Source organism: Aminobacterium thunnarium (genome assembly GCF_055390565.1).
This window is the reverse complement of sequence record NZ_AP042412.1, coordinates 1,425,049-1,448,483: the sequence shown is the minus strand read 5'-3', so window position 1 is coordinate 1,448,483 and position 23,435 is coordinate 1,425,049. Positions and strand designations below refer to the sequence as shown.

The following is a 23,435-nucleotide window of genomic DNA, read 5'->3' as shown; positions in this document are numbered from 1 at the left end:
AATCATAACAGATTGCCGGAGGAAGGTCGCAAGAGAGTCCTTTTTACTATGGTAGAGGGGCGCCGAAGGGGCAATGTTTTTAGGTGTAGGAACCTTAAAATGGAAACTCTCAGGCACAAGGATTGCGACTGGACGGGTCTCTGGAAGAGTTAGCCGCTCTTTTCATAGAGCCAGATTGGGCTATGCGACAGAGATTGTCTTACCTATAGAATCGATATAGGAGGCAGTGTATATGGGTCGCAAGCTCCTCGTAACAAATAATAAAACTCTTTGTAAGAGAGTGAAAAATGTCGAATGTGTAGAAGGATCGTCATTCGACGTTTTGGTTGTAGCTCGTGATTATATCCATCAAGGATGGGTTCTTTTGTCACATCCGCTTTATGGTAATTTGCGCCCCTATCAGCATCCTTTCCGTTCCCTTCTTTTAGAAGCTCCAAGTGAAAATTCTGTACGTCAAGTAGATACATATTCCCTTGAGCTTATAGAAAACGCTCTTTCGATTTATCGTTCTTGTGGAGAGAGGATACTAAAAGTCTCGTCTCTATCAGAGGAAATGATAGATGATTTCTCATTTCTTGATAAGGAACTTATTAAAGAAAGTCTGAATAAGTATTCAATGTTTTTCTCTGCTGGGGATGAGCAGAGATAAATAGGGGTTAGTGTTGTCGTGTTAGTGAGATTTTTAACTTTTTCTGAAAGGAGGTGAAGTTGAATGGCAATGGTCGAATTGACGAAAGAGAATTTCGATGCAGAGGTAAAGGAGAGCAGTCTCCCTGTACTCGTCGACTTTTGGGGCCCTAAGTGTGGTCCTTGTATGGCCCTTCTTCCCAACGTACATAAAATGGCCGAGGAGTTTGAAGGAAAAGTCAAGTTCACTTCTGTTGATGTTTCTCAGAACCGTCGTGTAGCTATCAACAATAGGGTGATGGGATTACCCACATTCCTTTTCTGGAAAGATGGCAAAGAGGTTGCACGTATTAGCGGTGCTGAGGTTACCCTTGAGAAAATCAAGGAAAATGTAGAGAAATTACTGTAAGCGAATCCGCGAAAAAGGGGGGGAGTCATTTGAAATTAGAACTCCATAACGTAAAAGTTAGTAAACTTGCATGGGGAGACAAGACAACAGTAAAAGACGGCGTTCTCTATGTCAACAAAGAAGAGCTTATTGCAAAGCTTTCCGATGACGAGCGTCTTGCTAAAATTGATGTTGATCTTGCTATGCCCGGCGAGAGCGTACGTATCCTTCCAGTGAAGGATGTTGTTGAGCCTCGTTGCAAACTCGAAGGCTCTAACGAAGTATTCCCCGGTTTCATCGGCGATGTAGACACCGTCGGCGAGGGCAAGACTCTCGTGTTAAAAGGTGCTGCCGTTGTAACAACGGGAAAAATAGTTCGTTTCCAGGAAGGCATCATTGATATGATGGGTCCTGGTGCGGAGTATACTCCTTATTCTCAGACCAACAACGTCGTACTTGTTCTTACTCCCGTTGATGATCTTGAGAAACACGATCATGAAGCAGCATGCCGTATGGCTGGCCTTAAGACCGCTGCTTACCTTGCCCAGAGCTGCAAGGAAGCAAAAGCTGACGAGGTCGAGACTTACGAGCTTCCTTCCTTCAACGAAGCTATGCATGCCTATCCTGAGCTTCCTAAAGTAGCATACCTCTATATGCTTCAGTCTCAGGGACTTCTTCACGATACCTATGTTTACGGTGTAGACGCCAAGAAAATTCTTCCCACATTCATCAACCCGACAGAAGTTTTTGATGGCGCTATCGTTTCCGGAAACTGCGTTTCCGCTTGCGATAAGAACAACTCCTATGTTCACCTCAACAACCCTGTCATCAAATCCATGTTTGATCGCCACGGAAAAGATTTCAACTTCATCGGCTGCATCATCACCAATGAGAACGTAACCTTGGCCGATAAGAAGAGAAGCTCTTCCTATGCTGTCAAACTTGCGAAGACACTTGGCGTAGACGGCGTTCTTATCTCTGAGGAAGGCTTTGGTAACCCCGATGCCGACCTTATCATGAATTGCTGGAAAGCCGAGCGCGCCGGAATCAAGACCACTCTTCTTACTGACGAATATGCTGGTCAGGACGGCGCAAGCCAGTCTCTTGCAGACTCCTGCAAAGAGGGCGATGCCTGTGTAACAGCTGGTAACGCTAACGAAGTTATCGTACTTCCTCCAATGGAGAGAGTTATCGGCATTCCTGAAGAAGCCAACACTATCGCTGGCGGCTGGCAGGGTTCCCTTGCTGAAGACGGCACAATTACCGTTGAGTTGCAGGCTATCCTCGGCGCTACAAGTGAGCTTGGTTACACGAAACTTGGAGCCTACACAATCTAGTTTTCAGTAGTGTAGGAAGTTCCTTATAAAAAAGACTAAAAAGGAGGTGCGAAGCATGGGCAAATTGGCTGGAAAAAAAGTTCTTCTTCTTGGCGAGCGCGATGGCGTTCCAGGACCTGCCATGGAAGCATGCTTCAAAGATAGCGGCGCTGAGGTTGTCTTCTCAGTGACCGAGTGTTTCGTCTGAACGGCTGCAGGAGCCATGGACTTGCAGAACCAGCAGCGTGTTAAAGATGCTGCTGAAAAGTATGGAGCCGAAAACGTAGTAGTAATTCTTGGTTCTTCTGATGCAGAAGGCGCTGAGATTTACGCTGAAACAGTAACAAACGGTGATCCTACTTTCGCTGGTCCTTTGGCTGGAGTTCCGTTGGGACTCGCAGTATACCACGTATTTGAACAGGAAATTCGCGATGAAGCCGATGAAGCGGCTTGGGAAGATCAGATCAGCATGATGGAAATGGTTCTCGACCCCGAGGCACTTTCTGCTGCTGTAAAATCTATGCGCGAAGAATTTAGTAAGCATACATTATAAATCCTTATAGAAAGGAGGGGTACATATGACTTACCGTGTCGTTCATTATATAAATCAGTTCTTTGCAGGTATTGGCGGTGAGGAGAAGGCTGATTATTTACCAGAGCTTCGTGAAGGTGTAGTAGGCCCTGGTATGGCCCTTAATGCAGCATTTAAAGGAGAAGCCGAAATAGTCGCCACCGTTGTCTGTGGAGATACATACTTTGCTTCCAATATGGAAGAAGCAACAAAGACGATTCTTGATATGGTGAAAAAGAGCAATGCCGATGCTTTTATAGCTGGCCCTGCTTTTAACGCTGGACGTTATGGCACAGCTTGCGGCGCTATTTGTTCCGCAGTTTCCAAAGAGCTTGGCGTTCCTGTCGTTTCCGCCATGTATCCTGAAAACCCCGGCGTTGAGATGTATAGAAAGAACCTTTTCATCGTAGAGGCTGCTGACAGTGCTCGCGGAATGGGTAAAGCAGTGCCTGCAATGGCTGCTCTTCTTCTCAAACAGCTTAAGGGAGAGAAAATTGGTCTGCCCACAGAGGAAGGCTACATTGAGCGCGGTGTTCGAATCAACAAGTTCTATGAGAAACTTGCTGCCGAGCGCGCTGTTGACATGTTTGTAGCAAAAATGCAGGGCAAACCTTTCACAACTGAATATGCAATGCCTGTCTTTGACAGAGTAGCTCCAAACCCTGCCATTAAAGACCTTAAAAATGCCACTGTTGCTATTGTTACATCTGGTGGTATTTGCCCCAAAGGAAACCCTGATCATATCGAGGCTTCCAGTGCCAGCAAATATGGCGAATATGATATTACCGGCGTAGATGACCTTACAGCTGAAGCTTACTGCACAGCCCACGGTGGCTATGACGCTACCTATGCTGACCAGGATGCCGACAGAGTTCTTCCTGTTGACGTACTGAGAGAGATGGAAAAAGCCGGAGTATTTAAAAAGCTTCACAATAAATTCTATACAACAGTTGGTAACGGTACTGCCGTAGCCAGCGCAAAACGTTTCGGTGCCGAAATTGCTGAAAAATTAAAGAAAGACGGCGTCGATGCGGTAATATTAACATCCACCTGAGGAACTTGTACTCGTTGCGGTGCAACGATGGTAAAAGAAATTGAGCGCGCTGGTCTTCCAGTCGTTCACGTTTGTACAATCGTTCCTATTTCCTTGACTGTTGGTGCTAACAGAATCGTTCCAGCTGTTGCCATTCCTCACCCCCTGGGTGACCCAACAAAGCCTTTCGAGGAAGAAAAAGCAATTCGTCGGCATCTCGTAGAGAAAGCTCTGAAAGCCCTTCAGACAGAAGTCGACGATCAGACAGTTTTCACAGACTAGTAACGTCTGTAATCAGGGCCCAGGGTAATCCCTGGGCCTATCTCTTATTGTAGAATAATAAAGAAAGATTGTTAATTGAGGAGGTTTTTGCAGCCATGTCCAGTGTTGGTATTAAAGGTTACGCTTACTGCCTGAACCACGTCCCCGAACTGGGTCTCCATTATGGGAACACCCCTTACGTTGAGAGGCACCATCATAAAGGAGAGAGTGAGTATTTAAAAAATTTACCGGAACATATGCAGTCCTTTGAGGATGCAAGAGATTATGCTCCCAACCAGGCTTATATTGGCGGTTTCCCTCTTTCCGAGTATGAAGCCAAGAAACAGCCCTGGTATGAAAATCGTTTAACAGGTTCAAGCCGTTATGGCAAGTTTGGTGAAATCATGCCCGAGGATGAATTCCTTGGACTCATGGATATATGCGACGTCTTCGATATTATTTGGCTTGAGAAAGGTTTTGCAGCCAGCGTAAAAGAGAAGCTCGCCCAGGATCCAATAATTAATGATCATGTTCTTGCCCGTCTTGAGGCAGGACACGACCTTTCCGAAATAGAGACAGAAGTGAAAGATCATTTAGCTTTGCCTCTCTATTTTGACAATAAAGTTGTAGGATGCGCACGTAACGGTCACGAGGTTGACGAGTGCCTTTTCGCCTACGTATTACTTGAAAATTTAGCTTGTAAGGCTGGCGGAGTATTGGCCCTTCTTCACATGTTGGAAAATACAGGCGTTGCTCCTGAGGAAATCGATTTTGTTATCGAGTGTTCTGAAGAGGCTGCCGGAGATATGAACCAGCGTGGCGGCGGCAACTTTGCAAAATCTGTTGCTGAAATCGCAGGCTGTGTAAATGCAAGTGGATGTGACGTTCGTGGATTCTGTGCTGGCCCTGTTAATGCTATGCTTGCAGCGGCATCACAGGTTGCTTCCGGTCTTCGTAAAAACTGTGTCGTGCTCGCTGGTGGAGCTATTCCTAAGCTTTACATGAACAGCCGCGACCATGTTAAAAAGGGAATGCCTGCACTGGAAGATTGCCTTGGAAACTTTGCAATTATGCTTGTGCCCGATGATGGTACAAATCCAGTAATTCGCCTTGATGCTGTGGGTAAGCACTCTGTAGGTTCCGGAGCTTCCCCCCAGGCTGTTACCTCTGCCCTCGTTTTCGAGCCTTTGCAGAAAATTGGTTTGACATTTACAGATGTAGATAAGTTTGCAGCTGAACTTCACACACCTGAAATAACACTTCCTGCCGGCGCCGGCGACGTGCCTCTTGCAAGCACAAAAATGATTGCTGCGTTAGCTGTTATGAAGAAAGTTATTGAGAAAGCCGACATGATGAACTTCGTAAAAGAGAAAGGTCTCGTTGGATATGCCCATACACAGGGACATATCCCTTCTGGAGTTCCTTTCGTTGGCCCAGCTTGCGAAGCCATTAAAGAGGGTTCTATGAACCGGGTAATGATCATCGGTAAGGGAAGTTTGTTCCTTGCACGTTTGACCAACCTGGCTGACGGAGCTTCCTTCCTTATCGAGCCGAGCAGCGGTGGTGCTGGAGCTGCCGTGAGCAAGGAAGATGTTAAAGCGCTGATTCTCGAGGTTCTTTCTGAGATCACGGAAAAGCTCCAGTAGTAGGAGCGAGGTGAGCAGTATGAGTGAAATCAGGCGTCTAGTCGGGGAGGCTCTCTCCGAAATAGTTGAAACAGCTAAAAGTGGCGGTCCTCGCATCAGCGTAGGACTTATGGCTACTGGAAGTGAACATGGAGGAGAAGAGCTGGCGAAAGCTGGTGTTCTGGCTCAGGCACAGTATCCCAACGTCAAGGTCGTTATGATCGGTCCCAAAGTGGATGGATATGATGAGCTTGAATGGATTGAAACTCCTAATTGTGAGGCAGATGTTTCTTCCGCAATGGAGAAAGCCATAAAAGAGGGAGTTATACAGGGTGCTGTCGCGATGCACTATCCTTTCCCCATGGGAGTAACAACTATTGGACGTGTTGTAACTCCTGCTAAAGGAAAAGATATGATTATCGCTTCTTCCACAGGTACTTCTGCTATTCAGAGAGTTGAAGCCATGGTTAAGAATGCGATTTACGGTATTGCCGTTGCCAAGTCTATTGGTAAAGAGAATCCGACGGTAGGTATATTAAACGTAGAAGGAGCTCAGCTTGTTTTCAGAGCTTTAAGCCAGTTGAAAGAGAAAGGCTACGATATTACCTTTGGAACAAGCATTCGTAAGGATGGCGGTTCTGTCCTTCGTGGGAACGATATCCTTGCTGGTGCCGTTGATGTGTGTGTTAGCGACACATTGACAGGTAACGTGTTGATGAAGGTATTCTCTTCATTTAACACAGGTGGTTCCTATGAGGCTCTCGGTTGGGGTTACGGCCCATCAGCTGGTGAAGGCTGGCCTCACGTTATTTCCATTATTTCAAGAGCTTCCGGTGCTCCTGTAATTGCTAATGCCTTAGCTTATAATGCAGCTGCGGTTCGTGGAAATCTTCCTGCAGTTGTTGCTGAGGAAATTGCGAAAGCAAAAAGTGCTGGACTTGACGATATCATTGCGGCCCTGCAGCCCAAACCTGCGGCTGCAGAAGAGGAGATAACACCTCCTCCTGCAGAGCCGACAGATGATGAAATTCATGGGATAGACGTACTTTCCATTGAAGATGCCGTAAAGGTGCTTTGGAAAGAAAAGATCTACGCCGAGTCTGCCATGGGCTGTACAGGCCCAGTGGTGAAGTTACCGGCAAAGTATACAGAAAAGGCCAAAGAAATATTAAAGGCCAACGGATATCTCTAGAATCAAGTAATACTGAAGACTCAAAATTGAAATAAAAGAGTAAGCGGGAAAACAGTTTAATGTTTTCCCGCTTTTTTTATGAAATAAAAGTGATATAATTTTCGTAGTTTTTAGATTGTTTAAAATCTAACAAAAAGTAGGAGGTGGTAGAAAGTTCAGTTTAGCACGTGCTTTTCGCTCCTTGAAGTTTGCACCACGAGAAAGAGTGTGTTGTGAAGAGAGTAGAGAATGACAAGAATAGAGAAAAGTCATGTTCTCTCTCATAGTGAAAGGGGGAATTGCATCAATGGACGCTATTATGAAGCTGAACGGTGTAATTAATGGTATTGTGTGGGGGCCGTGGATGTTGGCTCTTTTAGTTGGCACAGGTGTTTACCTGACCCTGATTCTCGGCTTTCCTCAGATTCGGTATTTTGTTCTTATGTTTAAGGAAGTTTTCGGTAATTTAGGTAAAAAGAAAGAAGGAGAAGGTACGATTTCTTCCTTCGCAGCTCTGTCTACAGCTCTTGCCTCAACCGTTGGAACCGGTAATATCGCCGGTGTTGCGACGGCCCTTCACCTAGGCGGCCCAGGAGCACTTTTCTGGATGCTCATTTCAGCCGTTTTCGGTATGACGACAAAAATGTGTGAAGTTACGCTGGCTGTCCGTTTCCGTGAAAAGGATGTTTTGGGGAACTGGCGCGGTGGTACCATGTATGTATTAGAAAAAGGTACCGGATATAAATGGCTTGCTTGGCTTTTCGCTCTTTTTGCATTCCTTGCCTCTTTCGGAATCGGATGTGCTGTTCAGTCAAACTCCACAGCTGAAGGATTCTTCCTTGGCTTTGGTATCCCTCAGATTTGGACAGGTATTGCAGTTGCCGTATTGACGGCTCTTGTTATCGTTGGTGGTTTGAAACGTATTTCTGACGTTACGACATATCTTGTTCCTTTCATGGCTGTTTTTTATATTATCGGCGGCATCATTGTCGTTTTTGCTCACGCGAGCGAAGTTCCGGCAGCATTGGCCAGTGCTGTTAAGTATGCCTTCAGTGATCCCATGGCAATGCCTGGAGCTTTAGCGGGTTGGACGATAAAGATGGCCCTTACAAAGGGTATTGCGCGAGGAGTCTTTTCAAACGAAGCCGGTTTGGGCTCTGCCCCTATGGTTCACGCTACCGCTATAGTTGATCACCCAGTTCGTCAGGGAATGTACGGTTTGTTCGAAGTTTTTACAGATACAGTCGTTATTTGTTCTCTTACATCTTTAGCCATCATTACCAGCGGCGTTCTTACGGGAAAACCAGAGCTTTCTGGAGCTCAGCTTTCTCTTTCTGCATTCCAGGTTGTTCTTGGCGGAACCGGTACAATGATCTTATCCATAGGACTGGGATTGTTTGCTTTCTCAACAATTCTTGGTTGGTATTGGTACGGTGAAACAGCTGCTACATACATTTTTGGACCAAAAGTCATTCCTGTCATGAAAGTGCTCTGGATTATCTTCATATTCCTTGGTGCTGCTGGTGGAACCCTCCTCGGGGATGCCAGTTCCTTCTTAACAAACCTTTGGGACCTTTCAGATACATTGAATGGACTAATGGCTGCCCCTAACCTTGTTGCCCTTCTTTTACTTTCTAACGAGCTTCGTCGTCTTGTCAAAGATTTTGATGCCAAGAGAAAATCAGGAGAACTTGAGTAAATTATCACAATTTGACAAATATACTAACTATTGTAACATGGCGGCAGGGGCGGATTTCCGCCCCTGTCTTCTGTGCAACGAAATTTATATAAAGAACAGGGGGAATAGGTGTGTTACTTCGTCCTACCAGAATGGAAGTTAATTTGAAGAATATTCAATCTAACTTCAAAGCAATTCAGAAACACGTAGGAACTGGTTCCCAGGTCATGGCTGTAGTGAAAGCTGATGCTTATGGGCACGGTGCTTTAGAAGTAACCAAAGCTCTTCTTGATGTAGGATGTCAGCGTTTTGCCGTAGCCACTCCAGATGAGGCGGTACAGATACGAGAAGCAGCAATAAACGACCCACTATTGGTTCTTGGCCCCTCTCCTTACGATGTTGCTTCAGAATATGTCAAATATGATATAGCGGCTGCCCTTACAGATATTAAGTTTGCACAGGCGATGAGCCGTGAAGCTGTTAATCAGGGAAAGACAGCTTTGCTTCATCTAAAAATTGATACTGGAATGGGGAGAATAGGTTTTCTCCCACAAGAAATACCTCAAGTTATAGATGAAATTTTGAAATTACCAGGAATAAGAGTAGAAGGACTCTTTACTCACTTTGCTGTTGCAGATGAAAAACGCTTGGATTATACAGAGCTTCAATTTACGCGATATATGGATGTGTATCATTTTCTTGAGAGCAAGGGGCTCCGAATTCCATTGCGCCATGTTTGCAATAGCGCAGCAGTGCTTCATTCTCCCGAGATGTATCTGGATGCTGTTCGACCAGGTGTCATCCTTTATGGTATGTGGCCTTCCGATGAGTGCGTTCGCCCTATAGAATTAAAGCCCACATTTGAAGTAAAAACAGCTATTGCTTCTATAAAAGAGTTGCCATGCAATAGTGGCATCGGATACGGTCTTCGCTATATGACACGAGGCATAGAAAAAATTGCCATTATTCCGTTAGGTTATGGAGACGGGTACTCTCGCTCACTGTCAATGAAAATACCAGTTCTTGTGCGCGGTAAAAGAGTTCCTATTGTTGGAAATATATGCATGGATCAGACGATGATCGATGTTACGGATATAGATGACGTAAAAGTGGGAGATGAAGTTGTTATTATAGGGTGTCAGGGTGAAGAGTTTATTACGCCAGAGGAAGTGGCGGCAATTCGGAATACTATTAATTACGAAATTCCAATTATGTTTTTGCCGCGAGTTCCCAGAGTTTATATTCGTTAGATCAACAGGAAAGAATAAAGGGAGGCTGTCAATGGAGACAGCCTCCCTATTTTTTTATGACCCTCTTTACCGAAGGGGCATACGTATTTTTTCCATGGTGATTTCTTTGAGGTTTGCAGCGCCACACATAAGCATAATGTTACGAAGCTGTTCGCCTAAAAATTCTGTATAAAGAGCAACACCTTCAGATTGGCCTCCGCATGCTGCTATAACATATGGTCGACCGATCATAACTGCGTCGGCTCCTAGTGCCAAGGCCTTGAAAATATCGGCTCCCGTACGGATTCCTCCGTCTACTATTATTTTGAGGCGATCTTGTACTGCTGCCCGAATTTCCGGTAAGACCTCACACGTGGCGGGAGCTGAGGGCATAACGCGGCCACCGTGAGAAGATACGACAATAGCGTGGGCCCCTGCCTCTAAGGCTTTAAGTGCGCCCTTAGCGGTCATAACACCTTTAAGAATGAAAGGAACTTTTGTCGCATTAGTAAGAAGGCGAAGGTCTTCCACGCTCTTAGGCGAGAGAGTATTGACTTTACTTCCCATGTTTTTCAACCCTGCCATATCAATATCCATTCCAAAAGCTGTGGGTTTTGTTGTATTAATTGAATCGAGTCTCTCTTGTAATTTTTCATTGCTCCACGGTTTGCATACGGGGACACCGCGATTCTTATGCCTTTTAATAATATCTATGCTGCTTTCGAACATCCCAGGAGCAGGTCCATCTCCCGTAAAAGCTAGGATACCTGCCTTGTTGGCTCCTTCAATGGTTAATTCCATATATTCGATGTCAGTCATAATACCGTTATAGTTTTTTTTCATACCACCTATGGGGGCAATAAAGATCGGATAGCTAAAGTTCTGACCGAACATAGCCAAAGTTGTATCTTGTCCGCAGTTTTCATAGCACGTATCCATATTGAGTTTGACACTATCCAAAAATTCAGTGCAAACAGTCCAAGAAGAACCGTTGCCTACAGCCCCCACTCCAGGGACTTCTCCACGGCAGGAGATGCCGTTACATACTTTACAGACTCTGCATCTTGGGGACATCTTTTCTTTTGCGCGCTCCCATATTTCTTGTATTGTCATTTTGAGATGCTCCTTTGTATAGAAAATATACCGTGTCATTGTAGTTTCTCTTATTATTGGAAGTCAAAATAAATTTGTTATGGGGGAATAAAAATATTTTTCTATTTTATGCCCTTATGCTTCATATAATTATGCTGTAGAGGTTAGAATACATAGGATAGGATAAAGGGGCATTTTTTGAGGGATGTTCTTTTTTTACATAAAAATTATGCCTCAAAAGGAAAAAATGGATATAATCAGACCTGGAGTTTGAATATAAGGAGGACGTAAGACTGATGGAAAACAATTTGCCTTCACTTCGGAATTTTCCCGTAGAGGCGTTAACCGACGAAGACGTAAAGCTTCTTGATAATGCAGCTCGCAAGGCACGTATTGATGCTGTGACTATGGTTTCTCTCGCAGGGAGTGGACATCCTGCCGGATCCCTTTCAAGTATGGAAATGTACTTGGCTACATACGGTGTGGCCAATCTCACCCCTGAAAATTGCAACGATACAGACCGTGACTATATAGTCGTCAGCCACGGACATACCTCTCCTGGCGCATACGCGACTTTAGCTACATGGGGCTTTTTCGAACCTCTCGATGCTGTTGCCAATTTCAGATTATGCTCCAGTCCTTTCCAGGGACATGTTGAGAGAAATGTTCCCGGAATAGACTGGGGAAGTGGAAACCTCGGGCAAGGGTTGGCTGCTGGTGTAGGTTTTGCTCTTGCGCAAAAAGCCCGGAATAACGGCGGGCGTGTCTTTGTCGTTATGGGTGACGGAGAACAGACTAAGGGGCAGGTTGCCGAAGCACGGCGAATTGCGGTAAAAGAGGGACTTTCAAATATTACAGCCCTTATCGATTATAACCACATACAAATTTCCGGACGTACAGAAGATGTTATGCCTGTTGATGTGCGTTCATTATGGGAAGCCGATGGTTGGGGAGTTCTCGAATGCGATGGACACTCCTTTGCCGAGATCTATGCGGCTTTGCGCGATGCTGTAAATGACGATGTTCCGACAGTAATTATCTGTCATACCCAAATGGGAAAAGGCATCTCCTTTATGGAAGGTATTCCTGATTATCACGGAAAAGCACCGAGTAAAGATCAGTATGCAGAAGCCATGAAAGAGCTTGGCGGTGACTTGGAATATCTCGAAAAGGCCAAATCTTTACGGGGCAATCCGATGCCTGTAGGGAGAAAAATTGTTCCCAATTCAAATAATCTTGTCTATGGGGAACCTCGCCAGTATGACAGTGAAACGAAGACAGACAACAGATCGGCCTTTGGCAATGCTCTTGCCGATGTGGGAGCCCTTAACTATAAGAAAGAAGACAAGACACCTCTTCTTGTTTTTGACTGTGACTTGGCAGGTTCTGTAAAAACAGCCGATTTCGCTAAAAAGTGCCCTGAATGGTTTATTCAGACAGGCATACAGGAGCATGCTACTGCGACAGTTGCCGGAGCTGCTTCTGTGGCTGGCGCTGTAAGCGTTTGGGCTGATTTCGGAGTGTTCGGATTGAGCGAAGCCTATAATCAGCAGCGGCTGAATGACATAAACAAGACAAACCTTAAACTGGTGCTTACTCACGTGGGTCTTGACGTGGGAGAAGATGGCATGACCCATCAGTCCATTGACTACGTTGGCCTTTTAAGAAATACATTTGGTTGGAAACTTATTGTTCCGGCAGACCCCAATCAGACAGACAGAGCGACACGATGGGCCATTAAAGAAGCGGGGAATGTCTGCCTTGCCATGGGACGAAGCAAGTTGCCAGTCCTTACAGACGAGGAAGGCAAACCAATCTTTGGCGAAGATTATACGTTTGAATATGGTCAGGCAGTGAAGGTACGTGATGGTAAAGATGGTGCCATCTTTGCACTTGGGGCCATGACAGGAAAAGCTCTTGAAGCCTGGGAAATACTTCGTGAAAAAGGATTGAACTTCAAGCTCTTTTCCGTAGCTACTCCATTAGCCATCGACACGGCAGCTTTAAGGGAAGCTTGCGACACAGGCGTTGTTATTTCTGTTGAAGATCATCATTATCACAATGGTTTAGGTGTTAGCATAGCCTTAGCAATGGCTGAGGAAAGGCTTAGTGCTGCCTTTATGCCTCTTGGCGTACATTCATACGGTGCTTCTGGCAAGTCTGAAGAAGTAATGAAGCAGATGAAGCTTGATGCAGCGTCAATAGCTTCGCAGGCCGAAGAATGTTGTAAAGGAAGGGCGTAAGTAAAAAAACATGCACAATCTCTTGCTACATATTTGTTGTGCTCCAGATGCAACAATCCCATGGCCAGCACTTATTGAGGAAGGGTATTGTGTAACGGGATATTTCTACGGGCACAATATTCACCCGCAAGAAGAGTATAATCGGCGGAGAGAGGCAGTAGAGACACTTGCCTCTCTCCTGTCTCAATCTGTATATATAGAAGAATATAATCCCAATGAATGGCTTGAAAAGGCAAAGGCTTTATCTGAAGAGCCCGAAGGCGGGCGTCGGTGTTCCCTTTGTTTTGCCTTACAGTTGGAAGCCGCTGCTCAGAGAGCCCGGGAGCTTTCTTTTTCTTATTTATGTACGACCCTGACTATTAGTCCTCATAAAGATCCTGATAGAATTAATAGATTGGGAGAAGAAATTTCAGCTCGATATGGAATTATATGGCTGAACAAGATATGGAGAAAAAATAACGGTTTCGTAGAATCGGTACGAAAAAGCCGTGAGATGAATCTATATCGTCAGAACTATTGCGGTTGTTGCTATAGCATACATGCCGAAAGTATTGATAAGAGGAGATGACCCCCATGGAGGATGAACGTAGCGTATTGCCTGTCGGAAAACTTCCCCCAGATATTCTAGAGAAGCACATATTGCAGTTTAGTGGAGCTAGACGGCCTGATGTTCTCGTTGGACCTGGCATTGGGGAAGATGCTTCGCTTATCCGGTTCCCCGAGGGAAAACTATTAGCTGTCTCTTCTGATCCTATTGTAGGCGCTTCGGAGGGTGCTGGAACCTTTCTTGTTCATATTAACGCCAACGATATCGCATGTAAGGGTGGAGATCCCGCATATCTCATTATTACGCTCATTATCCCTGTAGATCAGGGGCTTCCCTTTGCGTCGATGATCATGGAAGAAATCCACCACGCCTGTAAAAAAATGGGTGTTGCCGTTATAGGTGGTCATACGGAATTTACAGATAGATATAAAAAACCTGTCATAGTGGGAACGATGATGGGCCAAACATCGTATCTTTACAGAGCAACTGACATTTGTGTTGGCGATGGTGTTATTATGACCAAACATGTGGGGCTTGAAGGCATGTCCATACTGGCTCATGATAGATGCGATCTTCTCGAAAGAAGTCTGACCAGCGAAGAAATTCAAGAGGTTTCGTCATGGATTTCTTCAATATCCGTATTGGAAGATGCCAAAACTGTTCGAGATATAGCCAGATTTATGCACGATCCTACTGAAGGTGGACTTTTTGGTGGACTTGCAGAGATATGTCGCTTAAGCGGACTTGGCCTTCAACTCAATAAAGAGGCCATTCCAGTTCACCCCTTAACGAAAAAAGTACAGGACGACTTAGATTTTGACGTTTTTCATCTTATCTCTTCAGGAGTTCTTGTTGTTGTTGTTCCTAAAGAACATATTGACGAAGCATTGGCACGTTTCGAAGAGAAAGATATTTCTGCAACGTTGATAGGAACCATAGCTGCAGAAGGCCAGGACAATGATGAACTGAACACAAAAGAAGAACTATGGAGACTTCTTGATCTGTAAGAAGTCCCAATAAGGAGGAAAAAGTGCTTATGCAGAATATTTTTCACCGTACAGAGAAGTTACGTCAGTCTTTTCCCGCCCTTGGAATAGACGCTGTTGCGCTTTTTGTTTTCGAACGTTCTAATTGGGAAAGTGTGTATTACATTTCCGGTTTCCGTGGAAGTAGCTCTGGAGTTCTTATCACAGAAAAAGAAACATTTCTTGTAACAGATGGGCGCTATTTAACGCAGGCATCGGAGCAGTCGCCCTTTACGCTGGTTCCACAGGGACAACGTTCTCTTCTTGAAACAATGTGTAATCTTATGGAGAAACATGGCTGTTCTCGAATCGGAGTGGAGAAAGAAAAGATATCGGCCAAGACATTTGAGCAGATTCAACATTCACTGGAAGGAAAAGAATGGTGTGATATTTCCAGTCTTCTGCCTATAATGCGGAGGACGAAGGATACTTCTGAGATTGAGCTGATCAAAGAGGCCGGAATGATTGCGTGCAATGCTTATAGAGAAGTTACAGCCCGAGTACAAGAAGGGATGTCTGAAAAAGAGTTTGAAGCTCTATTGGAATATATGGTGAAGAAGCTTGGTGCTGAGGCAGGTTGGGGAAATCATAATTTTATAGTTGCCTCTGGAGCTCGGAGCGCTTTGCCTCACGCGGCACCCACTGACCAGCCTTTCAAAAAAGGAGATTGGGTGACAGTCGATTTTGGTGCTATGGTTGGAGGATATATCTCTGACCTCACGCGTAATTTCTGCCTTGGCGAACCTGATTCGAAAGTGCGAGAGATCGAAGCAATCTTGCTGCGTGCCCATAAGGAAGCAGCAGCAGCCCTTAAACCAGGTGTTGCCGGAAAGGACATAGATGCCATTGCCCGTAAAATCATTTTTGATTCAGGGTATGGGGAATATTTCAACCACGGTCTGGGACACGCTTTGGGATTGGAGATTCATGAAAATCCGAGATTATCTCCATTAAGTAAAGATATTCTTCAAGTTGGGGATGTAGTCACTATAGAACCTGGCATTTACATTCCTGGTTTCGGAGGAATGCGTATCGAAGATGATTATCTCATTACGGAAAATGGAGCGGAGCGTATTTCCGGAGATTTAGATCAGGGGCTACTTATTCTTTAATACATTAACGGTTGCTTTTTTAACAGAGAGACGGATATAATGTCTCTACATGTGAAGTTTAAAAAATGAAGGAGGGGAAGTTATGACAAAGTATGTTTGCACAGTGTGTGGATATGTTTATGATCCTGCAGAAGGGGATCCTGATAATGGTATTGCCGCTGGAACATCTTTTGAAGACCTTCCGGAAGATTGGGTTTGCCCAGTTTGTGCCGTTGGAAAGGATATGTTCGAGCCAGAAGAGTAGTCTTTCTTGTGGCTTGTTGTATAAGTCTTTTTAATTTAGTAGAAGGAAGAGGGGATTTTTCCCCTCTTTTTTCTTGACTTCTTCCTTGCCTGAATTATAATAGACCAATCTTAAACTATAGTTCTAAAATTTGACTATATGTAACTAGTGTTTAAATAGGGAGGAATAGGTATGAAGAAGTTAGTCGTGTTGCTTGCTGTTATTTTTGTTTTTACGAGTGCTATTGGTGCGATGGCTGCCCAGTCAGCTCTTGAGAAAGATGTTATTCGAGTAGGAACCGAATCGACGTTTCGCCCCTTTGAATTTAGAAACGTTGATAATGAAGTTGTAGGATTTGATATTGACCTCATTAACATGATAGCAGAAAAACTTGGTAAAAAAGTTGAAATCGTAGACTCATCTTTTGACTCTCTTATCCCTTCTTTGCTGACAAAGAAGATTGATATTATAGCAGCAGGAATGAGTGCAACTGAAGAGCGAGCAAAACGCGTTGCCTTCTCAGATACGTATTATCTTACCCCTTCCGCAGTCGTTGTTAAGGCAGAAGAGTCGGGAATAACAAAGGAAGAGGATTTAAAAGGTGATAAAGTGGCTACCGTTCAGATGGGTACAATTCAGGATGCGTACGTCTCTAAGCTTGGTTTGAAAGAAGTCAAACGTTTCTCGAAGACGGATGACGCTTTCAGAGAGGTTCTTCTTGGACGAGCCGATTTTGCAGTAGTAGATGGAACTGTAACTCAGGAAAACCTTGAAAATAACAAAGATTTTACAGATACGCTTAAGAAAGCTTTCAACCTTTATATCGATAAGGGAATGGCCCTGGCCATGAGTAAAGATGATCCTCAGTTCGTAGAGGCTGTCGATAATGCTCTTCGCGAGCTTAAAGAATCTGGGGCACTTGATGAGCTTGAAAAGAAGTGGATGGGAGAGAAATAGTATTTAAAAGCAAGAGCTAGAAGTTTCGCTACGTTGCTTAACTATACGAGATAAAGCGAGGAGAAATTACCGTGTAAGGTAGTTTCTCCTCGCTTCTTTTTTATGTAACGCGGCATTAAACGCTTCTTAGTTCTCTTTATTTTCCAGCTGGAAGAGAATCTCTTGTGTTACCCTAAAAAGCTCTTCTTCCTCAAGACTCTTGCTTTCTACAATCAATGTGGTGTGTTCTGGAAGACGGATAGATAAAGCTTTTCCAACTTGCGGGTAGCTTTCGAGTAGCGCTCTGTATTTTCCCAGGGAGAGAGTGCGGTAGGTAGCTCCAAACCCCATGGGGCGGTCATCTGTGTTAACTTCCTTTTCAGGAATGTAAAGATCGCCGCTTCCAGAGCCAGAGAGCACCGTAAGACTGAAATTACGCCCGCCTGGGGCAATATAACGTCGTTTACGCCATATGCCATAATTGCCAGAAGGAGCCTCTAGTTGTTGTGAAAAAAGGTCTTCTCCTGTCCATCCTTCAAGATCAGGCAACGTATCTATTGCGGCTGAAGATACTTTTGCAGAGAAGAGCAGAAGCATCAACGAGAAAAATACTATTTTATGAAAAAGTTTCATCTCTATCCCTTCTTTCGCAGACAACTCTTTAGGTGATATTTTAGCATCAAAAAAGGGGCCCGAAGGCCCCTTCCCCTCAAATAGAACTACAGATAGCTTGCAAGCCCGAGTTCTATAAGTTTTTCTTCTGTTGGTATTCCTTCTTCATTCCATCCTCGCAACGAGTAGTATTGAGGGAGCATGGAATCAAGACGATTGACTCGTCCCTTCATAGGTCCATTGGGAATTGGATCTTTCAACAAACGTGGAGGCAACGTGTCGTCACTTTTTGAGAGACCTGCCTTCATATTGAAAAGACGTTCGAGGTTCCAGATTCTATCTCCAGCCTGCATGAAGCTTCCTTCTGTATAATCGACTCCCGTTACTGCCGCAAGTTGAGGAGCAATATCTGCGGCTCCAAGGGCGAATGTTGTGAAAAGGCACATTCCCGCAGAGTCAAGGGCAGCGGTGAGATCTTGAAAAGCCTTGAGCCAGACGGGTTTAGTTTCGTTATCTTCAGGATCTATTTTTTCGGGAGCGCCCAATACTTCAGGTGAAGTCAAATAACCTCTTACATGGCACCCGCCTCGGTTGGAAGTTGCGTATTCAAGACCCATACCTTGCAAGGCTCGTGGGTCGTAGGCTGGCATTTCCTGCTTTTTAACGGTCATGGAAAGTTCAGGATGGCCCCATTTTTCAGCCAATCTCCACGATCCTTCAGCAAGTTCATCGCCAAACCCACGTCTATAGGCTGTATCTTCTGTTAACTTTACCATAGCGTTAACATTGCCAAAATGCAAGTCATATTTAGTTTCATTTTCGGTAAGAACGCCCATTTCGTAAAGTTCCATGGCGCAGGCTATAGTGGAACCGAGTGTTATTGTGTCCATTCCCAGTTCGTTGCAGATAAAATTGGCTTTGACAATAGCATCAATATCGTCAATGCCGCAATCTGGGCCGAATGACCACGTGCTTTCATATTCTGGCCCTTCACCCTGCCCCACATAGATACCGTTGCTCTTGGCAACTCGTCCACATCCGATTGGGCATCCCATACAGCCCTTATTTTTTATGAGGTTTTTCTCATTGTATGTTTCGGCACTGACTTTATCTGCACCTTCGAAAATAGCTTCTCTGAAGTTTCTTGTGGGAAGAGCTCCCGCTGAGTTGATGATGCCGACAAGTACGTTTGTTCCGAAGGTTGGCAGTCCTCCTGATGTTACTGGATGTTCTTTGAGTTTCTTTCGTGCAGCGGCTACGCTCTGGAAAACGGCATCCCGATCGGCAACTTTGACGCCCTTCGTTCCTCGAACGACGATGGCTTTAAGATTTTTAGAGCCCATAACGGCTCCTACGCCGGAACGGCCGGCGGCTCTGTCTTTTTCGTTCATAATGCAGGCGAATTTAACGAGGTTTTCTCCTGCCGGCCCGATACAGGCTACTTTTGCTTCAGAGTCTGTCTCTGTGAGCAGGGAGTCTGTTACGGAGTGAACATCCTTTCCCCAGAGATGACGTGCGTCACGAATTTCTATCATGTCATTGTATATGTAGATATAGACTGGAGCTTTGGCTTTTCCTTCAAGAATGACCATGTCAAAACCGGCATATTTAAGTTCCGGTCCCCAGAACCCCCCCGAGTTGGAAGCCGCAATGGTTCCCGTCAGAGGCCCCTTGGTTATAACATCGTATCGTCCTGATGATGTGGTGAGGGTGCCGGTAAGAGGTCCCGTGGCAAAGATGAGTTTGTTTTCAGGGCTGAGCGGGTCGACTGTTGGGTCAACTTCATCTATATAGTATTTTGTGCCAAGGCCGCGTGCTCCTATAAAGAGACGGGCGTCTTCGCTTCGAATAGGCTCTATTTTCCACGTTTTTTCGCCGAGATTTACACGTAAAACCCGACCTGTCCATCCAAACATTATGCCTCAACCTCCTCAACTATCGCTGCAAATTTAGCGGCATAGGCTCTTTTCTTTTCGAGGTTATCCTTTTCGGCAGGAACATATTGAAGAGCTTCGGTAGGGCAGAAAAGAGCGCATTGAGGATCACCATCGCATTGCGTGCACTTAAAGGCGCTTTTGCCCTCTCTGTTATAGGAAATGTTCCCGAAAGGACAGGCAACTACGCACATACGGCATCCAATGCATTTTTCTGAATGAATATTAATAATGCCCGTTTCCTGATCCTGTTCCAGTGCGCCAGTCTTGCATACTGATGCGCATGGAGCGTTTTCACATTGCAAACATGTCATGGGAACATGTATTCCCAGTTCGAATCTGAACACTTTGATTCGAGCCAGGGAAGGACGACATTCCCCTTCCTGAGCCAAAGAACAAGCTACCTCACAACTGCCACACCCAATGCAGCGATCTGGCGAAATGAGTAATACTTTTTCCATGAACTTTTCTCCCCTTTCACATTTTGCAATATAGTTGAATTAGCCTACCCCCGTGTTGCTTTTACTTTTGAAAAAACAAGTGCGTACGCTTCCTCTTTACGACGACATTGCGGGCATATCTCTTCATAAGAGCTAAGATCGTTATCGTCGTCGTAGTTGAGAGCTGCCCGTTCTAGCTGCTCTTTTGTTGCGAAAAAGCGTCCACATCGAGTGCACTGTACAAGTTGGAACTCTCTTCCCCAGAGTATTCGTACGCCATCCTTTTCCAGCTTTTCTATAGCGCCGGTTGGGCATACTTCTGCGCATGCGCCGCATCCGATACACGACGTTGGCGGTTCCTTGAAGGGCGATGTGACTTCACGTAGATGACCTCGCCGGCAGAAATCAAGACATCCAATACCTTCAGCTTCGCAGGCACGAACGCAAAGGCCGCAGAGAATACATTTCGATGCAGAATCGTGGGTGGCATTCTGAGACGTATCAATCGGAGTATTGAGAGATGGATTGGGAGATAGATCGAGTGGGGGAGCGAGATGAGTATCAAGTGGAGTGTGGGGAAGGGGATCTGGCGAAGTATTGAATCGGGTGGGAACAGAAACGTTGTATTTTTCAAAGAGATGGCGAAGAACTGGTGTGTTACACGCTTCTTTTGCCTCTTTGGCAATAAGTGTCAGTACGAATTTCCGAAGCGAGTATATTTTTGGCGTATCCGTTTCTATGATGAGTCCGTCTTTTGTAATGGGATAAGAGCACGCCATAACGACTTTGCGCTTCTTGCCTTCTTCTATCTCTACGGAGCACATTCGGCAATTTCCATCAGCCGGTAATCCAGGGTGGTAGCAGAGAGTGGGGATATGGATGCCAAGAAGACCGGCTGCTTCTAAAATGGTTGTTCCTGCTTCGATGTTCAAAGGATTTCCGTTTATAGTGATAGAGATCATGATGTCGCCTCCTTTGGCCTGGGTTCGATAGCTTCGAAACGACATACCTCCAGGCACATTCCGCAGGTAATACATTTATCGTGGTCGATCTTTCGAATATCCCTGTCATTTCCCGAGATGGCGCCAGTTGAACAGTTGGCCTGACAGGCACCGCAGCCTATACACTTGTTACGGAGAATAAAAGGCTCGTACATTCCTTGGCAAACGCCGGCTCGGCAGAAATGTTCCTTTTCGTGTTCTTCGTATTCTTCTGAAAAATAGCGAAGGGTGGAGAGAACGGGATTGGCCGCTGTTTTCCCAAGTCCGCAGAGAGCTGTTTCAGGCATATTCTCTGCAATAGCGCGCAACCTTTCAGTGTCTCCAGCTTCACCTTTCCCCCTTGTCAATTTATGAAGAATCCGCTGCATTTCCATAAGGCCTTCACGGCAGGGAGTGCATTTACCGCACGATTCCGTTACGAGAAAATCAACAAAATATCGGGCTACGTCGACCATGCAGCTTCGTTCATCCATGACGATCATGCCACCGGAGCCCATCATAGACCCTACGTCAGCCAAATGGTCGAAATCCACAGGAAGGTCGAGGAAGGATTCGGGAATGCATCCTCCCGATGGTCCACCTGTCTGTACGGCCTTGAAAGGCCTGTTTTTCAGGGTTCCCCCTCCAATATCAAAGATAATTGTACGGAGAGTTGTTCCCATGGGAACTTCGACGAGGCCGCTGTTTTTGACTTTGCCTACGAGAGAGAATATTTTTGTGCCTGGGCTCGTCTCTGTTCCCAGACTTCGAAACCAGCTGGCTCCCTTCGAAATAATGGGAGGAATATTAGCCCATGTTTCTACATTATTAAGAACTGTAGGTTTCTCCCAGAGTCCTTTCTCTGTAGAACGGATATATTTGACCCTCGGAACGCCGACCCGGCCCTCTATGGAGGCCATTAGCGCTGTCGATTCGCCGCAAATGAAGGCTCCGCCTCCACGATAGACTTCAATATCGAAGGAAAAACCGGATCCGAGAATATTATTGCCGAGAAGCCCCACCTTACGGGCTTCCTTTATCGCCATGGAGAGGTGCTTGACGGCTAACGGATATTCGTCTCGCACATATATAAAGCCCTTATTAGCGCCTATGACATAAGCACCGATAGCCATTCCCTCAATAACGCTGTGGGGGTCGCCTTCCATAAGACTTCGGTCCATAAATGCCCCTGGATCCCCCTCGTCCCCGTTGGCGACAACGTAGCGAATGTCTGATTCTATCTTTCGAGCGGATTGCCATTTCTTGCCGGTAGAGAATCCGCCGCCGCCCCGGCCTCTCAGACCGGAATCGATAATTTCTTGTAAAACATGTTCTGGCCCTGTTTCGAAGGCCCGAAGAAGGGCTTCGTAGCCGTCGGCCAGAATATAGTCGTCTATTTTTTCAGGGTTGAGCTCTCCTGAATTGCGGAGGGCGATTCGTGTCTGATGAGAATAGAAGGGAATCTGTTGGGCTTCGGTAGTCGATTTCTTCGTGTTGGGATCCCGATAGAGAAGATGACTAATTGTTTTTTGCCCTAAAATGGTTTCGTCGATGATTGACTGAACGTCTGATGGCTTGACTTTCTGGTAGAAAATGTTACCTGGGTTAATAGTTACCAGTGGGCCATGTTCGCAAAAACCGTGGCATCCTGTTGAATCCAGGGAAATCTGAAGATTAACGTTTAACTTCCTCTCTTTGAGTTCCTTTTCGAAGGCGCGGTATACGTCGCGACTCCCACTTGCGATACATCCCGTACCAAAACATATGCGGACGGAGGGAATGGTAGCCGCTGTTTTTTCTTCTTGTAGTTTCCTCCGGTATTCACGAAGGTCTGAAGGGGTGTTAAACGTCATTGTTTTGTTCCTCCTCAATCATAGATGGAATGAGATTGGGCGTCATTTGTCCGTAGACTTTTTCATTGACCATGACTACAGGAGCCAGAGCGCACGCACCAAGACAGTTTACCGTTTCCAGAGTAAACTGACCATCTGGAGTTGTCTCTCCTGATGAGATAGAGAGTTCCTTTTGCAGCGTGTTGAGGATGAATGCCCCTCCTCTGAGGTGGCAGGCTGTTCCCCCGCAAACACGAATGGTCTTACGTCCTCTTGGTGAGAGCGTAAAGGCTTTGTAAAAAGTGGCGACACTGTAAACGCGACTTTCCGGAACATCAAGATAGGTAGCGACTTCTTTCATCGCTTCGACGGGAAGATAACGGAAGGTTCGTTGAATATCCTGAAGAATGGGAAGAAGAAAGCGTGATTCCTTGGAGTATGAAGAGAGAATGTTCAGCAAGGCTTCTTTTTGTTTCTGGCGGTTGTCAGAAGACATAGTAATATTATGGTCTGTCAATGAAAGTCCCCCCTTTATGCCGACTTTCTGACAATTCTTTTAT

At 45.4% G+C, this 23,435-nt stretch carries 22 protein-coding genes and 1 riboswitch; of the genes, 15 read left to right on the top strand and 7 right to left on the bottom strand.

From position 1 onward, the window contains the following. Positions 1 to 19 precede the first annotated feature (19 nt). Positions 20 to 135: riboswitch (glycine riboswitch) on the top strand. A 97-nt stretch (positions 136 to 232) separates the two neighbouring features. The 9 genes from ACZ5GY_RS07195 to alr all read left to right on the top strand — a co-directional run bounded on the left by ACZ5GY_RS07195 (position 233) and on the right by alr (position 9,920). Beyond that, the gene (locus tag ACZ5GY_RS07195) at positions 233 to 649 is read left to right on the top strand and encodes a GrdX family protein (protein ID WP_213690848.1); all 417 of its coding nucleotides are present in this window, start codon (positions 233 to 235) and stop codon (positions 647 to 649) included. A gap of 69 nt (positions 650 to 718) precedes the next feature. After that, positions 719 to 1,036, top strand: coding sequence for a thioredoxin family protein (locus ACZ5GY_RS07190; protein ID WP_213690873.1), 318 nt, complete (start codon positions 719 to 721; stop codon positions 1,034 to 1,036). A gap of 29 nt (positions 1,037 to 1,065) precedes the next feature. Continuing rightward, positions 1,066 to 2,352: a glycine/sarcosine/betaine reductase component B subunit gene (locus tag ACZ5GY_RS07185; RefSeq protein ID WP_213690849.1), complete on the top strand. Its 1,287-nt coding sequence runs from the start codon at positions 1,066 to 1,068 to the stop codon at positions 2,350 to 2,352. Positions 2,353 to 2,407: 55 nt separating this feature from the next. Beyond that, complete coding sequence (gene grdA / locus ACZ5GY_RS07180) at positions 2,408 to 2,884, top strand: glycine/sarcosine/betaine reductase complex selenoprotein A (RefSeq protein WP_213690850.1); 477 nt, start codon at positions 2,408 to 2,410, stop codon at positions 2,882 to 2,884. A 25-nt stretch (positions 2,885 to 2,909) separates the two neighbouring features. After that, positions 2,910 to 4,217 carry a glycine reductase complex selenoprotein B gene (gene grdB / locus ACZ5GY_RS07175; protein ID WP_213690851.1) on the top strand — a complete coding sequence of 436 codons (1,308 nt, stop codon included), beginning with the start codon at positions 2,910 to 2,912 and terminating at the stop codon, positions 4,215 to 4,217. A gap of 95 nt (positions 4,218 to 4,312) precedes the next feature. Continuing rightward, positions 4,313 to 5,842: a glycine/sarcosine/betaine reductase complex component C subunit beta gene (grdC, locus tag ACZ5GY_RS07170; RefSeq protein WP_213690852.1), complete on the top strand. Its 1,530-nt coding sequence runs from the start codon at positions 4,313 to 4,315 to the stop codon at positions 5,840 to 5,842. A 19-nt stretch (positions 5,843 to 5,861) separates the two neighbouring features. After that, a complete protein-coding gene (gene grdD, locus ACZ5GY_RS07165; RefSeq protein ID WP_213690853.1) occupies positions 5,862 to 7,013 on the top strand; it encodes a glycine/sarcosine/betaine reductase complex component C subunit alpha in 1,152 nt (383 codons plus the stop codon). A gap of 286 nt (positions 7,014 to 7,299) precedes the next feature. Further along, complete coding sequence (locus ACZ5GY_RS07160; RefSeq protein WP_213690854.1) at positions 7,300 to 8,691, top strand: alanine/glycine:cation symporter family protein; 1,392 nt, start codon at positions 7,300 to 7,302, stop codon at positions 8,689 to 8,691. Positions 8,692 to 8,801: 110 nt separating this feature from the next. Further along, positions 8,802 to 9,920, top strand: a complete 1,119-nt coding sequence (gene alr / locus ACZ5GY_RS07155) for an alanine racemase (RefSeq protein WP_213690855.1) — start codon at positions 8,802 to 8,804, stop codon at positions 9,918 to 9,920. Positions 9,921 to 9,986: 66 nt separating this feature from the next. Here the strand turns inward: alr and ACZ5GY_RS07150 are convergent, their stop codons facing one another. After that, complete coding sequence (locus tag ACZ5GY_RS07150) at positions 9,987 to 11,012, bottom strand: alpha-hydroxy-acid oxidizing protein (protein WP_213690856.1); 1,026 nt, start codon at positions 11,010 to 11,012, stop codon at positions 9,987 to 9,989. 275 nt (positions 11,013 to 11,287) lie between these two features. Between ACZ5GY_RS07150 and ACZ5GY_RS07145 the strand changes: the two genes are divergently transcribed. From ACZ5GY_RS07145 to ACZ5GY_RS07120, 6 genes are all read left to right on the top strand, one after another. Continuing rightward, complete coding sequence (locus ACZ5GY_RS07145) at positions 11,288 to 13,234, top strand: transketolase (protein WP_213690857.1); 1,947 nt, start codon at positions 11,288 to 11,290, stop codon at positions 13,232 to 13,234. Between the two features lie 10 nt (positions 13,235 to 13,244). Then, positions 13,245 to 13,802: an epoxyqueuosine reductase QueH gene (locus ACZ5GY_RS07140; protein ID WP_213690858.1), complete on the top strand. Its 558-nt coding sequence runs from the start codon at positions 13,245 to 13,247 to the stop codon at positions 13,800 to 13,802. 5 nt (positions 13,803 to 13,807) lie between these two features. After that, positions 13,808 to 14,788: an AIR synthase family protein gene (locus ACZ5GY_RS07135; RefSeq protein WP_307879852.1), complete on the top strand. Its 981-nt coding sequence runs from the start codon at positions 13,808 to 13,810 to the stop codon at positions 14,786 to 14,788. Positions 14,789 to 14,817: 29 nt separating this feature from the next. Then, positions 14,818 to 15,918 carry a M24 family metallopeptidase gene (locus tag ACZ5GY_RS07130; protein WP_464111704.1) on the top strand — a complete coding sequence of 367 codons (1,101 nt, stop codon included), beginning with the start codon at positions 14,818 to 14,820 and terminating at the stop codon, positions 15,916 to 15,918. 82 nt (positions 15,919 to 16,000) lie between these two features. Then, the gene (rd, locus tag ACZ5GY_RS07125; RefSeq protein WP_213690861.1) at positions 16,001 to 16,162 is read left to right on the top strand and encodes a rubredoxin; all 162 of its coding nucleotides are present in this window, start codon (positions 16,001 to 16,003) and stop codon (positions 16,160 to 16,162) included. Between the two features lie 171 nt (positions 16,163 to 16,333). Beyond that, positions 16,334 to 17,098: a transporter substrate-binding domain-containing protein gene (locus ACZ5GY_RS07120; protein WP_213690862.1), complete on the top strand. Its 765-nt coding sequence runs from the start codon at positions 16,334 to 16,336 to the stop codon at positions 17,096 to 17,098. A 126-nt stretch (positions 17,099 to 17,224) separates the two neighbouring features. Here the strand turns inward: ACZ5GY_RS07120 and ACZ5GY_RS07115 are convergent, their stop codons facing one another. The 6 genes from ACZ5GY_RS07115 to nuoE all read right to left on the bottom strand — a co-directional run bounded on the left by ACZ5GY_RS07115 (position 17,225) and on the right by nuoE (position 23,392). Beyond that, complete coding sequence (locus tag ACZ5GY_RS07115; RefSeq protein WP_213690863.1) at positions 17,225 to 17,710, bottom strand: hypothetical protein; 486 nt, start codon at positions 17,708 to 17,710, stop codon at positions 17,225 to 17,227. An 86-nt stretch (positions 17,711 to 17,796) separates the two neighbouring features. Beyond that, positions 17,797 to 19,605 (bottom strand): aldehyde ferredoxin oxidoreductase family protein, encoded by a 1,809-nt coding sequence (locus ACZ5GY_RS07110; protein ID WP_464111703.1) that lies wholly within the window; start codon positions 19,603 to 19,605, stop codon positions 17,797 to 17,799. Continuing rightward, on the bottom strand, positions 19,605 to 20,084 hold the full coding sequence (locus tag ACZ5GY_RS07105) for a 4Fe-4S dicluster domain-containing protein (RefSeq protein ID WP_213699745.1): 480 nt from the start codon (positions 20,082 to 20,084) through the stop codon (positions 19,605 to 19,607). Before ACZ5GY_RS07105 ends, ACZ5GY_RS07110 begins: the two co-directional genes overlap by 1 nt. A gap of 44 nt (positions 20,085 to 20,128) precedes the next feature. After that, complete coding sequence (locus ACZ5GY_RS07100) at positions 20,129 to 21,025, bottom strand: 2Fe-2S iron-sulfur cluster-binding protein (protein ID WP_213699744.1); 897 nt, start codon at positions 21,023 to 21,025, stop codon at positions 20,129 to 20,131. Further along, positions 21,022 to 22,896: an NADH-ubiquinone oxidoreductase-F iron-sulfur binding region domain-containing protein gene (locus ACZ5GY_RS07095; protein ID WP_464111702.1), complete on the bottom strand. Its 1,875-nt coding sequence runs from the start codon at positions 22,894 to 22,896 to the stop codon at positions 21,022 to 21,024. The genes ACZ5GY_RS07100 and ACZ5GY_RS07095 overlap by 4 nt, the downstream gene beginning before the upstream one ends. Further along, positions 22,886 to 23,392, bottom strand: a complete 507-nt coding sequence (nuoE, locus tag ACZ5GY_RS07090) for an NADH-quinone oxidoreductase subunit NuoE (RefSeq protein ID WP_464111701.1) — start codon at positions 23,390 to 23,392, stop codon at positions 22,886 to 22,888. Before nuoE ends, ACZ5GY_RS07095 begins: the two co-directional genes overlap by 11 nt. Positions 23,393 to 23,435 lie beyond the last annotated feature (43 nt).

Coding starts and splice junctions, on each gene's coding strand:
- ACZ5GY_RS07195 (WP_213690848.1), top strand. CDS start 233: ATGGGTCGCAAGCTCCTCGTAACAAATAATAAAACTCTTTGTAAGAGA.
- ACZ5GY_RS07190 (WP_213690873.1), top strand. CDS start 719: ATGGTCGAATTGACGAAAGAGAATTTCGATGCAGAGGTAAAGGAGAGC.
- grdC (WP_213690852.1), top strand. CDS start 4,313: ATGTCCAGTGTTGGTATTAAAGGTTACGCTTACTGCCTGAACCACGTC.
- grdD (WP_213690853.1), top strand. CDS start 5,862: ATGAGTGAAATCAGGCGTCTAGTCGGGGAGGCTCTCTCCGAAATAGTT.
- ACZ5GY_RS07160 (WP_213690854.1), top strand. CDS start 7,300: ATGGACGCTATTATGAAGCTGAACGGTGTAATTAATGGTATTGTGTGG.
- ACZ5GY_RS07150 (WP_213690856.1), bottom strand. CDS start 11,012: ATGACAATACAAGAAATATGGGAGCGCGCAAAAGAAAAGATGTCCCCA.
- ACZ5GY_RS07145 (WP_213690857.1), top strand. CDS start 11,288: ATGGAAAACAATTTGCCTTCACTTCGGAATTTTCCCGTAGAGGCGTTA.
- ACZ5GY_RS07140 (WP_213690858.1), top strand. CDS start 13,245: ATGCACAATCTCTTGCTACATATTTGTTGTGCTCCAGATGCAACAATC.
- ACZ5GY_RS07135 (WP_307879852.1), top strand. CDS start 13,808: ATGGAGGATGAACGTAGCGTATTGCCTGTCGGAAAACTTCCCCCAGAT.
- ACZ5GY_RS07130 (WP_464111704.1), top strand. CDS start 14,818: ATGCAGAATATTTTTCACCGTACAGAGAAGTTACGTCAGTCTTTTCCC.
- rd (WP_213690861.1), top strand. CDS start 16,001: ATGACAAAGTATGTTTGCACAGTGTGTGGATATGTTTATGATCCTGCA.
- ACZ5GY_RS07120 (WP_213690862.1), top strand. CDS start 16,334: ATGAAGAAGTTAGTCGTGTTGCTTGCTGTTATTTTTGTTTTTACGAGT.
- ACZ5GY_RS07115 (WP_213690863.1), bottom strand. CDS start 17,710: ATGAAACTTTTTCATAAAATAGTATTTTTCTCGTTGATGCTTCTGCTC.
- ACZ5GY_RS07110 (WP_464111703.1), bottom strand. CDS start 19,605: ATGTTTGGATGGACAGGTCGGGTTTTACGTGTAAATCTCGGCGAAAAA.
- ACZ5GY_RS07105 (WP_213699745.1), bottom strand. CDS start 20,084: ATGGAAAAAGTATTACTCATTTCGCCAGATCGCTGCATTGGGTGTGGC.
- ACZ5GY_RS07100 (WP_213699744.1), bottom strand. CDS start 21,025: ATGATCTCTATCACTATAAACGGAAATCCTTTGAACATCGAAGCAGGA.
- ACZ5GY_RS07095 (WP_464111702.1), bottom strand. CDS start 22,896: ATGACGTTTAACACCCCTTCAGACCTTCGTGAATACCGGAGGAAACTA.